We start from the raw sequence: 13,939 nt of genomic DNA, 5'->3' as shown, positions 1-13,939 counted from the left end.
CACTTTAAAATCCTTTGGAGATTTTTATCCATTTATTCTATCCTCCACTCCGCTATCTACACTAAAACACTAAAGTATCTAGGGAGTTGGAGTTACAGGAAGAACTGGTTAGTGGCGACTGCAATGTCAATTCGTTGTTGTTTACAACGAAATTAGACATCGTTTTTATCAAATACGGTAAGATTTTACCAAAATCTTATCATATTTAACAAAAAATGTATAGAGCAAGGAGATTCCTTGCTCTATAGCAGAGTTCAAATTAGTCAAGATCTGCTTCTTCCATCTTGTTAGCAGCAATAACAAATGGTGCCCAGATGAAGAAGGTAATTGCCAAGTTGATGATAGCAATGATAATCGCACGCCAGTCAAAACCTGTCGCCATGAAGGCATTCATGATTGGTGGTGTTACCCATGGTACTGCAAGTACAACAGGGTTAACCAATTGAAGCGCTGTTGCAACATACGCAACGACAACGGCTACAAGTGGTGCCACAACGAATGGAATAGCAAAGATTGCATTCAATACAACTGGTAAACCAAAGAGAACTGGTTCATTGATATTGAAGAGACCTGGTGCAAGTCCCAGACGACCAACGATTTGGTAATCTTTACGTTTAGAGAAGATAAGGATAGCAAGAACAAGGGTAATTGTACCACCTGAACCACCAAACCATGCGAATGCGTCCCATGAACCACGTACCCAGATATTCACATATTCACCATTGATAGCGTGCGCACGTGAAGTTGCTCCATTAGCAACCAAATGTTGGATACCTGATGTATGAATCTTGTTCCACAAGTTCATGTTGTCAAGCCCAAGAGGTCCCCAGATACCATCAAGTGCTGGTGACAATACATTTGGACCATGAATTCCGAAGAACCAGAAGATTGATACGAAAATCGTGACAATTAGCACGGAAATAATGTTTTGTGACAAGATTTGGAACGGTTGAGCGATATACTTTTGAATCAGGAAGACGAGTGATTCGCCTGAAAGTGTATTTACGATGTAGTAGATAATACCTGCAATGTAAAGTGCTGCGATTGTAGGAATAATAGCCAAGAAAGCTTTTGCTACTGCAGGTGGTACTGATTCTGGCATCTTGATTGTGATGTCAGCAAGCATTAATTTTGCATAGATGATGACTGCGATTGCACCCATAATCATAACAGTGAAATATGCCCCAGCATCAAGTTGTCCAGCTGCAAAACCAGGTTTCCATGTAGCGATAAATTGGTTTGACAATACAGTGTTGACAGCATCATTAGCTTTTGAAGCACCTGTTGCTTTATCCATTCCACCAATGTTAGCAAGCGCTGTAGTGAAACGGCCAAATTGGTTTGGTAAGCCCATCATCAATGTTGCTGTTGATACGATACCACCAGCCAAGTCATTGACTCCATAAGCACGTGCCAAGTTGTAACCCCAAGAAAAGGCAAAGATAAGACCGATAACTGTTAGGGTACCTTGGTTAACAAGTCCTGAGATGTTGTTTAACTCTTTGAAAACAGGTGTATTTGCCAAAGTCCACCCTGTACCTGCTGCTGCTGAAGCCGCTGCCTTAGTTGGTCCTTGAATCATCTGTTGAAGAGCCGATGGGAATGTTGTAACGATAGCTGAGATTAACGCAGCCATTGCACCAGCAAGAGTTGCTGGCAACATTCCAATGAATGAGTCACGCAGCGCAACCAAGTGTTTTTGAGACCCGATTTTTGCCGCAATAGGGACGAGATATTTCTCCATCCACGCAGTAATTCCGTTCATGGAATCCTCCTTTTAAGATAATATATAATAAATACTCCAAAAAATAAATTTTGAACGAGGTTAAGTTTCTGTCAGTACTGACAGAAAGAGATAAAGGGCTGTAAGTGTCTCTTTTGCTTTGCAAAAGAGAAAGGGTACCCTTTCAAAGATTATAAGCCCTGTCAGTATACTGACAGACTTTATTTTAGTCACTTTCGATAAATTTGAAAGAACTCCACGGTTTCAGAAAATCAAGTAAAAAGAGTTCATCATCAGAAATACGTCCTACAACATTCACACGTCCATCATTTTCCATTTCACGTAGAGCAATTTGGGTTTCACCTTTATATTGCCCATAACCATTGTTATCAACAATAACATCGCCTCGTTGAATGGTGTAATTATCATGTGGTGGAAAATCAAGGTCTTTGTAAATGACACGCGTCATGGTAGAGCGAAGCATATAAGCTGATTTATCACCACGATAGCTATGAGTCGCTTCGTAAAGACATTTACGCTCTGCCTCAGTAATCGTTTCACGTGGAACAACTTTGAGTTCTGGCATAGCAGCATTAAATGCTTCACTCATTGCTCTCAGTTCTTCTTCACTTGCATAAGCATTAGCGATAGTGATGTCATTAATCCCTCCGAGAAGTTTGTAATGCTTCACTTGTGTTGCAATGTCAAGGTCGCGGTGGTCTTCAAGGGTACATAGTCCATCTTGAGTTGGCCACGGTCCAAATGTTGCTGCGTGAGAATTAACAAATGCCATTGTATTGAGATTGTAGCCATTAAACTTCTCTGTGCATTTCACATAGTGATTAAATTCAAGTCCCGTGTAACGATGTGGGTAGAAGTTGTGACTGCCAAGAAGTTTTTCTGTATCAGGAGAATAATCCATAATACTATCAACATAAGTTGTCCCTTGGCTCATATTGATTTCAATCTTGATGCCATACGGATTGCGTGTCATGCGCGCTTCCTCAGCTCCTGTAAATCCGATATCAAGACGAACACCGTCCGCCCCCATCTCATGGAAAAAGCTCAGGTCATCATAGCTGATATCAAGTTGTTTAAAGAGACCTGGATTGATATCAACCATCACTTCCATATCAAGTCCGTTCGCATAATCTACAACTTTTTTGAAACTCGCAAGGACAGCATCTTTATCACCATCAATCTCAAGTAGTGAAGTAAAAACACGCTTGAAACCATATTTATGAGCAAGGTCAAGATAGGCTTTATCTGCTTCAAAAGTTGAACGTTCTGGATAAACGGAAACTCCTAATTTTCCCATTTTTTCTCCTTTTCTTTAAGCTGTAAAGAGCATTTGTTCTAACGTCATGAAAAATAGAAAATCATAAATTCATATTTTCAACAAAAATCTAAAATTTATCTTTTTTTCGACCTCAAACACCCTGAAATCAATTATAAAATCTAATGTATTTTTTATTTCATTTTTAACCTGAAATAAATCTTAATTCTATGATAAGGTTTTCAAAGCAAAAATGCAAGCGTTATCCATGCCAAAAAAACATGTTTCTCAAATTGAAACAATAAAGCAAAAATCTTATTTTTATATAGGTTTAGCGCTTTCTTTCCGAGCTTCCTAATCTTCAACAAAAACCTGACTATACCAATCTCGTTTAGTAATATACTTGTAATAATGTAAAATTAAACACTTTTCAATAAAATCAGCTTCTCATCTTTTCTCGCTCGCCAAATAAAAAAATTCTCTGCTCCAATGGCAAAGAATTTTTTAAAGTGCTGACTTTATTGATAAAAAAATTGATTATTCCTAATTAAAAATATTCACGAAGTATGGCATGATTTTCACGCAACACCTTTGCTGTAAATTCACCAATTGTCATCTTCTCTGGTATTCCTGTCCCTACAATTTGATTATTTTCTGGAATAAGTTCATCTACGATTTCTGCAGCAAAATTGGGCTGACCATTTATCTTCAAAAACTCATGTAAATTTATGATACGCGCCTGCATATAAGGAATAAGCTGGATTGTTGCACGCGTTGGCTCTGGCATATCGTACTCAAGTTGAGTGTCGCTGGTAGCAACCCACGACACCTTCTCGAAACTTCCTGAATGGCTGTAAACAAATCGATATAGGGCTTGTTTTGCAGACTCTGTCAAAAAAATCAATTCACGAATAACAAAAGTCATTTCTGAAAACTCGTAAATAAGGTAGCCTAGAGCCTTTCCCTCTTCACGATAGACCGCAAAATACGGCTGAGACTTGTGTTTGAAATAATAATCCCATAAATACGGTGGACGAATGAGCGAACCTTGATTGTAAGCTTGCTGATGAATTTCTGTCAGTACTGACAAAAGTGAATCAGCAGAATCATCATTAATAGCAGACTCTGTCAGCACTTCTCTCGTTATTTCGCCTTTTGTTTTTTGACCTTTAGGAAAATCTATTGCTTTCATCGTATAGGATTTTTGGTCAAAAGCATACGAATAACCAAATTTGCCATAAAATTGATAAGAAAATGGTGCAAGATAAGAAAGAGCGGTCCCAGCTTCATAATTTTCCCGCAAAAGTTGGGTCATTAGCTGACGAATAGCCCCATTCCCCCTAGCTTCTGGGTAACTTGCGACATAGCCAACTCCTGACATTTTGAGTTGTTGCTTTTTCCAAAAAACGTCAAAGTGCGTGTCAATAACCATTGACGTCAATCGTTCATTTTCCAGATGGCGATAAGCTTTTGAAAACTCTAGGAGTTTGTAGAATGCTGCCTCACGTGCTGCTGTCAAAGGCTTATGGAAAGCATAAATCGTCAAATCTAACAGTTCTTTTTTCTCTTTTGTATTCGTATTCATAAATTCATTTTAACACAAAGTTAAGAGAAACAAAATCTGTCATTGATTTTGATGCTGACAAGATTTCTGTCAGCACTCTGGCTAATCCTGTTTCTAACTAAATAACACCATGACACATACACTATTTTGCAAACAGTCTCCGTTTATCACACTCACTATGCTACCCGTTTTTTCTAATTACTAAAGTGACTGATAAAAAGGCACATTAAGTGCATTTCTCAACAGTAAAATTCTGTCAGTAAAAAACAGCGACTTGTAAAATAAGTCGCTGCCTCTTTTTAGGAGCATGAATTAATGTGCAAAGCTATTGACCACCGCCAAAATGCGTTGAAGCTCTGCATGGGTTTCGTAAGTGACTGTGTCATAATGTAAAAGTGCTGACAAATCTCCTGGAGAATAACCCGCTTTTGCACTGACATCATCAATATCAATATTTTCTTCTTTTATCTTATAAAGAATCGCTTGTTTAAAGTTGTTTGTAATTTCTTCTTGTTGAAATTGCGAAAGATTATGATATTCATCTCTTGAATAATTAACTAAATGTTCTGTTTCCATTTTAGTGTCTTCTTTCTACCAGACTGTAAAATCTCTCTGCCTTGCTTCAATAGGGTTATTTTGTAAAATCAATAACCATACGTCCTTCGATTTTTCCTGCTTTCATCTCATCAATAATGTCATTGACTTCATCAAGACGACGTGTTGCAAATGCCACAATATTTCATGTCTAGCAATGCTTCATTTGTCTTGATTGGACGCAACATTTTTTCGACAACATCAGCATAACCGTCTGGATTTTGACGTACAACTGCTGCTTTCATAATAAAAATCTCCTTTATTAATATTTATATTTTTATATCCTTTTTTCATTTCTTTATTAACAAGTTCATTATAAAACTTTGTGTTTTATTTTACAAGCATGAATTTACAAAAAATAAAAAAACTGACAAAATATGTCAGCTTATCTAAAAGAACTGTTAAATTACTATAAATATTCCTTGAAACTTCGATTCTAAATTGTAATTTCAATTTCATTTTTCTCTGGATCAAGCACTACTGCTTCATAATAACCATCACCTGTTGTTCTCGGACCTGATTTTATCGTAAAACCATCTGTTTGAAACTGCTGGACAAGTTGATTGACACGCTCTTTTGACCCCACAGAAATAGCCAAATGTGCGTAACCTGTGCTGACAGTATTTCTGAGAGGACTGACAGAATTCTCTTTTGTCCCAATTTCTAACCTTGCTCCATCAGCAAAACTCAAAAAGTAAGATTGAAAAGTAGTTTTAGGATTGTGATATTTTTCTCCTGCGCTCGCCTCAAAATAATGCTCATAAAACTGACGCATCTGCTCCAAATCCTGAACCATTAATCCAATATGTTCTATTTTCATTGATTCAAAAACCCTTTACCGTGTTCTTCCTCCGTTGTAAGCTCGATTGATATTATCCAAAACCGCCAACATTTGACGTTTTTTAAATCGTCCAAGAATCAATCCTACAAATTTGTCATTTAGCATCTGTATTGTACCGTTTGAACTTTGAGTTTCCTCAATGATAATATCTGTACTTCGATCATCAATCTTGTGTAATTCCCAACGGGTTTTAAAAGTATTACGATTCGTTTTTGTCGTAAATTCATAGATACTTGGGTCAGTTAATTCATTGATTTTAATCGTTCCCTTTTGATTTTTTCCAAAGGTTTTCGTATATTCATAACCACTAAGGCTACGAACTTTTGGACGTTTCCCCGTATTTTTCTCAATATCATAAAGACAAGAATCAATGATTTTTTCAAAAATAAATTCTCGTGGTGCATCTACTGTTTTATTAATTTTCATAACTTTCTCCATACTTTTAAGCAACAACGAATTGATGTCGTGGTGCAAAGCTAGTGTCACAACACGCTAGTTAACACTCACTATACTTACTGCGTTTTATAGAATAATTTTAGCAAGATTAGAATCGCATTGCAAGCACTTTCATGTTTTCCTCATCAAAATAAGTTTTTTATAACTAAACCACTGTAAAAATCAACAACGGATTGATGTCACTTCGCGAACTTCACAGCCCATGATGAACAGTCTACTCGCTACACTCTCCGTTTGTTATAGCTCCCCCAAGAGCAAAAGTCATACTCATTGAAATTGCCACCAACAAAATACTAGCGGATTTTGAAGTGATTACTTCATTGGTGGAGAATTCTTTCTCCCCACCAATGTTAGGGCACAACCTCACATCAAAGATATGAGGTCACACCTCCGCTTCGCTTCGTTATCCATTCGCTCTAAGCGACTAAAGTCGCAAGGCGAAGTGGTCTTGTCCCTGAAGTCTATCTCGCTTTGCTCCGCTGTCGATTTCGCTAAGTTGCTACAGCAACAAGCTCAAATCGCAATCGCTAAAGCGCTAAGACCCTAGGGCAGTAGAACGAAAACAGAGCTTGCCATTTCGCCTTATCGCTTTGGCTTTTGCTCTTACTGCTTTAGCAGCTAGCTTCGCATGACCATAGGACATTTGTCCGTTTGCTTAGGGGCTTAAAGCCCCAAGAGCAAAAGGCATTGGCTGTAAGACACTAAAGTGCCGATGAACATTTGTCCTCTATCTCTAAGTCACTAAAGTGACAAGAATAGAGACAACGCCAAATGGCAATCAAACAGACAACGGAGCCGTTCGCAGAACGGCGTGCGAAGCACGTAGCACCGTAGCGAGGATGGACAGCGTAGCCCAAAGGGCGAAGATAGCACGCCTTGCTAAATTAAAGCGGAACCCATATATCATCCAGTCTCCGCAATATCCCCTTATCTTACAAAAGAAAGACCAACAAAGGCAATAAGCAAGAAAACAAAGGCAATCACCGAAAACCAGCGATAATGCTCTGGGATTGAGGGTCTAAATGCTTTTGGAGGAAATATAGCAGAAAGAAGAGCTCCGCCCAGCGCCCCACCGATATGCCCCCAAATGTTGATGGTACTCAAATCAAAAGTATTAAAAAGTAAATTCGCAACAATCAACACAGCAAAAGTTTTTCCGATTTGTCTAAGAAAAGGATGTCCTGTAAAAAATCCCAATCCTGCCACAGCAGCGAACAGCCCGAAAAGAGAGGTTGACGCGCCCGCTGACAAAGTATTTGGTGTAAGTAAAAAAGTCATCGCATTTCCGAACACACCCGCCAAAATATAAATCGCAGTAAACCGTAAAGAGCCAAAAATCGTCTCAATCTGCCGACCAATAAAGACAAGCGTCAACATATTCATCAGAAAATGCATCCAACCAATATGAACAAAAATCGGTGTCACCAGTCGCCACAATTGAGTCGGGTCTTGCACAATTGCAGGTCCAAATAAAGCGCCAGCATTAAATAAATTAATCCCAGAAGTTGCCGCTGAGCCAAAGCTTATAAATTGCCAAAGCCAAACAATTGTCGTAAATAAAGCGAGAATATAGGTCGCTTTATAGCGAGTTACATCGCGTTTAAAGTCATTTAAATTCATTATTTTTGTATTCTAATCCTTTCTTGCAGCAGTAAAAACTTCATGAACTGCAATATCATGCGCTTCTGGTGTAAAATCTACTTTTTGGAAATCATAAATCACAGACACTGTTAAACCCTCAAATCCCGACAAATAACGGTCATAGTAACCTCCACCAAATCCAATACGATACCCCTGCTCATTCCATGCCAAACCAGGAACGACAATCAAGTCAGGGATAACTTCAACCATTGAATCTGGCTCCATCAGTCCAAAATTTGAGCGAACCAAATGTTTTGTGTCATACTTTGCAAAAATCATCTGACGTTTAGGCAAACATTTAGGAATCAAAATTTCCTTGTCAGTCACCTCAAAAAGTCTCGACAAATCAAATTCCATTGGTGTTGCCATATAAAGTGCGATTTTATCAGCATTTCCCCATGTTTTTGAAGCCATTAAAGCTGATAAAATCTCACCAGTTTGCCGCTTTTTTTCGTCGGCAGAAAAATTATTTAGTAAATTTATCATTTTTTTGCGAATTAACACTTTATTTTCCATACTAACTATGTTATCATAAAGCTGTAAGTTTTTGTTTTAGAATCATGATTGTAACATTTGTTCCATTCTTTTCCCAAAATAAGATTTATAATTTACAGAAAGGATGTAACAAAATGGCACAAGGAACTGTAAAATGGTTTAACGCAACTAAAGGTTTCGGATTCATCACTGCTGAAGACGGAAAAGACGTATTTGCACACTTCTCAGCTATCCAAGGCGACGGATTCAAAACCCTCGACGAAGGTCAAAAAGTAACTTTTGATATCGAAGACGGCCCTCGCGGACCTCAAGCTGTAAATATCGAAAAATAATTCTGATATAAGCAAAAGCTCGGACTTCAGTCAATGAAGTCGGGCTTTTTTTGTTGTAATATTTATGACTAAGCCCTAATTTCTCAGCTTTTATCAAGATAAGCCCTTGTAAAAGCAATCAAAATGGTCTAAAATAAAGAAATCATATTTAAACGCTTTCTCGGTGGATACGAGAAATTAGTAATTAGGGAAAAATGAAAGATTTAACAAAAGGAAATATCCTCAAAGGGCTTATCGCCTTTACCTTGCCACTACTTTTAGGAAACTTCTTCCAGGTCCTCTATAATACCGCTGATACGTTGATTGTTGGACAAACACTCGGAAAAGATGCCCTAGCTTCCGTTGGAGCAACTGGCTCAATCAATTTCCTCATTGTCGGATTTGCTCAAGGGATGACTGCTGGACTAACAATTCTGACCGCCCAGCGCTTCGGAGCTAAGGACAAAAACTCAGTCAAAAAATCATATATTACAGGACTTTATTTTACGATTGCCATTTCTATTTTATTGAGTATCGTCTCTGTTATTTTTGTCGGCTCGCTTCTTGAATTGATGCAAACTCCTAGCGAAATTTTTGCTGGTGCAAAGACTTTTTTAACCATCATGCTTGGTGGAATGATTGCAACCAATCTTTATGCCTATCTCTCCAATGCCCTACGCGCACTTGGAGATTCCAAAACGCCATTGTATGCCCTTGTTGTCGCTAGTATTTTAAATATTGGTTTGGAGTATTTTGCTATTCTTGTCCTCCATCTTGGACTGCTTGGTTCAAGTGCCGCAACCATTCTGGCGCAAGCCATCTCAGTTGTCTATCTTTTTTGGCATATCAAAAAGAAAGTGCCAGATTTTCATCTTACTAAAGATTTATTGGGCTATAACCCAAAAGAGATTCTACATCATGCAAGACTCGCTGTGCCAATGGGTTTTCAATCTAGCATTATCGCCATTGGCTCTATCACTCTACAAATCGCACTTAATAAGATGGGAACAAATGCCGTCGCTACCCAAGCCATCGTGTCCAAAATCGATCAGCTTGCTATGCTTCCGATGATGTCTATCGGGCTCGCAATGGCAACTTTTGGCGCTCAAAACTATGGCGCCAAGCAATATAAACGGATTAATCAAGGACTTTCGCGCTCGATTGCTATCGCAGTGGGTTGGTCTATCGGTTTTGCCCTTCTTCTTAACCTTGCTCACTTTTACTTTACCACAGCATTCATTTCCGCAAGTCAGACTGCCGTCATCGAGATGGCTAGCCATTATTATCTTGTAAATGGTAGTTTCTATTGGCTACTTGCGATTCTCTTTGTGACCCGCTCGACGATTCAAGGTTTAGGAAATGCTAAAATCCCAACACTCTGCGGTTTTGCTGAGTTATTCATGCGTGCTGGAGTCGCGATTGTCGGTGTTCTCTTGCTGAATTACACCGTCATTATCTCAAGCAATCCAGCAGCTTGGATTGGTTCAACCTCTATTTTAATTCCCACCACCATTCAAATGGTTAAACGCTTCAGAAACAACCAAGATTTGTATGAAAAAACAGAACTCATACCAAAACGCAAGACCTTGCTTAATGTCTTTCATCATTAAAAAAGACTCTGAAAAATTTTCAGAGTCTTTTTGCCCTATTTTACCCATATCATTTCAAATTATGAAAAAAAAAAAAATAAAATGATAAGAGATACATTAAAAACGCAAGGAGACCTCACATGACCAACCACAAGAAAAAATTACGCCGACTTGGGATTAGTCTAGCTATCCCCTCATTACTCTTTGGTAGCTTTACCTCTGCGACTTTCACACTCGCAGACACCCTCGAAGAAATCCCAAAAACAACCAATCAACACCCTACAGACAACATCGAAAGCGCTGAACTTCCTTCCACCACCGAATCCGAATCAGACAAATCATTAGAAAATAATGAGAGCAAGACAAACCCAACTCCCCCTGAAAATGCAAAAGATGCAGAAGATACAGAATACATCGAAAGCACTGAAAATCTAGAAAAAATCACCCAAGCCAACCTCATACAAATCACAGACCAAAGCTTTATCCCTTACTCCTCAACACCAATCACTCACGTAGATATCAAGTGGGGAGGTTTAGAGTACAGTTTTGAAACCACCACTGGCGCTCTTGAAATCACAGGCGGGACAATTAATACTAGTTTGCCTCTATATGATTTAGAAGGAAAATTTCAAAAAACACTAGATGATGATGAAGTATATATTCAGTCTATTACTTTTACAGGACCAGTCGTTGTAGGTACAGATTTTTTTGGCTACTTTCAAAGCTTAGAATATGTGAGAACAATCGAAGGTTTTGGGCATATTAATACTAATAAAGCGCAGAATTTTGGTCAACTATTTGCAAATACACCAAATCTCGAAGAGCTGGACTTGTCAAATTTAGACACTTCTTACGCTACAGATATGCAAGATATGTTTCAGTACTCAGGTGTTCAGACAATCATCTTTGGCGGCAATTTCTTTACACAAGATGTAGACTCCATGAACAATATGTTTTTAGGAACTTCTAATCTCAAGGAACTTGAAAATTGGGACGAGTTCAACACCGAGAGTTTAGAGAACGCTGGTACTATGTTTTTCGGTTCAGCCATAGAGTATTTAGACCTCAGTGATTTTGACCTATCTGCTCTAGATCCGAATCTGGGTGGAACTGGTAAAGCAGGTATGTTGGGAGATTTAAGAAGTCTCCACACTCTAGTTCTTGGTGAAAACTCTAATCTTGATGGAACATTGTTCGGTATAGGGTTTGAGCATGATCTCCCTTATACTCAGTTTAATCTATACGAAGGCAAGGCTTGGCTAAATGCCGACGGTACCGTCTACGACACCGCTAAGCTCATCAATGCCTCAAAAGAAACTGGTGCCGTTGCTGGCATCTGGGAACTCCAAGACTACTGGAATGGCATTACCTACACTTTCGACAAAACCAGCGGAAAGCTTGACATCACTGGAGGAAACCTTCTCAAAGGTGGCACGACAGGATATTATTTCAAGAAGCTCGAAGAGGACTTCATCAACAAAGACAGAGACCCAGAAAGTGAACCCTACACCATTAACAAAATTGAATTCAAACGTGAAATCCTCGCAAGTAAGGACTCATCAAAACTTTTCAGTGATTTATCAAACCTAGACGAAATCATCAACCTCAACAATCTAAATACAGAAAATGTAATAAATATGGATATGATGTTCTTAGGTCTAAGTTTGCTTACCCAACTTGATTTATCTAACTTTAATACGGAAAAAGTAACAAATATGCAACAGATGTTCTATGGTCTATCTAGTTTAACGAGTTTAGATGTGAGTAGTTTTAACACTTCTAACGTAGAAAATATGGAACAGATGTTCTTAGGTCTAAGTTTGCTTACCCAACTTGATTTATCTAACTTTAATACTGAGAAAGTAATTCAGATGAGCTATATGTTTAGTGGCAATATCCTCTTAGCGAGTCTCGATATATCAAGTTTTGATACAACAAAGGTCACCCATAAAGAAGGTATGCTTATTGAAACCACTTCTCTCCATACCCTCACACTAGGCGATTCTACCAATATCTCGGACACTTCACTCCCTGGCCTTCTCCCAAACTACCTCGACCGCTGGGTACTTCAACCAGAAGCAACTCCCCTCACACGAAGCGAACAAGTGAAAACTTCCGCCGAACTCATGACAGCCTCTGCCACTGGTGCCGCAGGGACATGGAAGCGGAATGCGCGCTTTGAGCAACACACAAGCAACTTCGCCGTCCACGAGAAAATCACAGATGCAGACCTAAAAAACGCAATCACTTCCAACCTCTATGTCCATGATTTGTCCACCGAGAAAAATCTAGACCTAGACTTTAGTGACTTAATCACTAAAATGCGCAATGTTCTTGGCGAAACAGACGACACACTCGAAACAGGAATTCGTAACTTCAACTTCACAGCAAGTTCAGAGGATGACAACGAATACACTTTCACTTTCACACTTTTCGTCTATGATGGCGATACCAGCTTCACGGATGGCAACGATTTATACGTTAGTCTAGAACATTTCGAACATCCACACAGCGAGCGTGCCGACCTCGACCCAGAAGCATTACTTGAAAAAGGAAACTTTGAAGTCACAAGAATTTCAGATAAAAGTCCCGCCTCCACTGATTTCTTGAATTTCATAGACGATGATGTTACCTTTATTCAATCCGACTCCAGCGTAGACCCTAACACCACTCATGATATCCATTTCAACATCACAGACCGAGCCACCGTCCTCAGTCGAGTGGGCGATAACCAAAACTCTCGTATTCAAGTGACTCTCACCGCAGAAGATACTGGAAATGCTGGTGAAGGTAACGACAACGACAATAATAACAACGCTAACGGAAATGGTGACAATAATGGGAACGGTAATGGAAACCAAAATGCCAATGGAGATGAAAACGGAAACGGAGAGGACAATGGAAATGATGACGAAAATGGCGAAACCAACGGAAATGATGAGAACGGAGACTCGTTGACCACTGGTGCAGAAAACATCTCTGCACCTACAGGAAAATCTCTCCCCTCCACAGGAGAAAGTATCGGATTCATCTTCTCTCTTGGCCTCACTCTAGCTACCCTCGCTGGATTTCTTGCTTGGCTCAGACACAGAAAATGAAGTCAAGACTTATTCAGTGGGAGTTTCGTAAAACATTTGTCCATTTTCTCTAGTCGCTATCTTCGCTGCGCTACGCTGTCCGTTTGATTGCCATTTGGCGTTGCCTCTATTCTTGTCACTTTAGTGACCTAGAGATAGAGGACAAATGTTCATCGGCACTTTAGTGCCTTACAGCCAAATACCTTTTGCTCTTGGGGCTTTAGCCCCTAAGCAAACGGACAAATGTCCTAGGGTCATGCGAAACTAGCCGCTAAAACTTGCATCTTCGCTTCGCTCCGCTATCCATTCGTTCTAAGCCAGCAAAGCTGGCAAGACGAAATGGTAAGAGCAAAAGGCGAAGCGACTGATAAA

At 39.2% G+C, this 13,939-nt stretch carries 13 protein-coding genes; 3 read left to right on the top strand and 10 right to left on the bottom strand.

Annotated features, from left to right (window positions below; all coding sequences use genetic code 11):
• Positions 1-259 precede the first annotated feature (259 nt).
• The 10 genes from FLP15_RS03640 to FLP15_RS03600 form a co-directional block, all read right to left on the bottom strand.
• Complete coding sequence (locus FLP15_RS03640) at positions 260-1,765, bottom strand: PTS sugar transporter subunit IIC (protein WP_142766039.1); 1,506 nt, start codon at positions 1,763-1,765, stop codon at positions 260-262.
• A gap of 60 nt (positions 1,766-1,825) precedes the next feature.
• Entirely contained in the window at positions 1,826-1,957 is a 132-nt protein-coding gene (locus tag FLP15_RS13540) for a hypothetical protein (RefSeq protein WP_280954084.1), read from the bottom strand.
• On the bottom strand, positions 1,950-3,041 hold the full coding sequence (locus FLP15_RS03635) for a DUF871 domain-containing protein (protein ID WP_142766038.1): 1,092 nt from the start codon (positions 3,039-3,041) through the stop codon (positions 1,950-1,952). The genes FLP15_RS13540 and FLP15_RS03635 overlap by 8 nt, the downstream gene beginning before the upstream one ends.
• A 505-nt stretch (positions 3,042-3,546) precedes the next feature.
• Complete coding sequence (locus tag FLP15_RS03630; protein WP_142766037.1) at positions 3,547-4,584, bottom strand: GNAT family N-acetyltransferase; 1,038 nt, start codon at positions 4,582-4,584, stop codon at positions 3,547-3,549.
• A gap of 291 nt (positions 4,585-4,875) precedes the next feature.
• Positions 4,876-5,139, bottom strand: coding sequence for a hypothetical protein (locus FLP15_RS03625; protein WP_142766036.1), 264 nt, complete (start codon positions 5,137-5,139; stop codon positions 4,876-4,878).
• Between the two features lie 131 nt (positions 5,140-5,270).
• Positions 5,271-5,402 (bottom strand): hypothetical protein, encoded by a 132-nt coding sequence (locus tag FLP15_RS03620; protein WP_425351485.1) that lies wholly within the window; start codon positions 5,400-5,402, stop codon positions 5,271-5,273.
• 191 nt (positions 5,403-5,593) lie between these two features.
• On the bottom strand, positions 5,594-5,977 hold the full coding sequence (locus FLP15_RS03615) for a VOC family protein (protein ID WP_142766035.1): 384 nt from the start codon (positions 5,975-5,977) through the stop codon (positions 5,594-5,596).
• A gap of 15 nt (positions 5,978-5,992) precedes the next feature.
• Positions 5,993-6,424 carry a DUF3284 domain-containing protein gene (locus FLP15_RS03610; RefSeq protein WP_142766034.1) on the bottom strand — a complete coding sequence of 144 codons (432 nt, stop codon included), beginning with the start codon at positions 6,422-6,424 and terminating at the stop codon, positions 5,993-5,995.
• A 957-nt stretch (positions 6,425-7,381) separates the two neighbouring features.
• Positions 7,382-8,074 (bottom strand): rhomboid family intramembrane serine protease, encoded by a 693-nt coding sequence (locus FLP15_RS03605; RefSeq protein ID WP_142766033.1) that lies wholly within the window; start codon positions 8,072-8,074, stop codon positions 7,382-7,384.
• 12 nt (positions 8,075-8,086) lie between these two features.
• Positions 8,087-8,611 (bottom strand): 5-formyltetrahydrofolate cyclo-ligase, encoded by a 525-nt coding sequence (locus FLP15_RS03600; RefSeq protein WP_142766032.1) that lies wholly within the window; start codon positions 8,609-8,611, stop codon positions 8,087-8,089.
• Positions 8,612-8,724: 113 nt separating this feature from the next.
• Here FLP15_RS03600 and FLP15_RS03595 point away from each other — a divergent pair, with 113 nt between their 5' ends.
• From FLP15_RS03595 to FLP15_RS03585, 3 genes are all read left to right on the top strand, one after another.
• A complete protein-coding gene (locus FLP15_RS03595) occupies positions 8,725-8,922 on the top strand; it encodes a cold-shock protein (RefSeq protein WP_120772890.1) in 198 nt (65 codons plus the stop codon).
• Positions 8,923-9,116: 194 nt separating this feature from the next.
• Positions 9,117-10,511 (top strand): MATE family efflux transporter, encoded by a 1,395-nt coding sequence (locus FLP15_RS03590; RefSeq protein ID WP_142766031.1) that lies wholly within the window; start codon positions 9,117-9,119, stop codon positions 10,509-10,511.
• A gap of 119 nt (positions 10,512-10,630) precedes the next feature.
• Positions 10,631-13,588, top strand: a complete 2,958-nt coding sequence (locus FLP15_RS03585) for a BspA family leucine-rich repeat surface protein (protein ID WP_142766030.1) — start codon at positions 10,631-10,633, stop codon at positions 13,586-13,588.
• Positions 13,589-13,939: the final 351 nt, after the last annotated feature.

The sequence above is a fragment of the Lactococcus protaetiae genome (assembly GCF_006965445.1).
GTDB lineage: Bacteria > Bacillota > Bacilli > Lactobacillales > Streptococcaceae > Lactococcus > Lactococcus protaetiae.
This window is presented reverse-complemented; position numbering and strand designations above follow the sequence as displayed.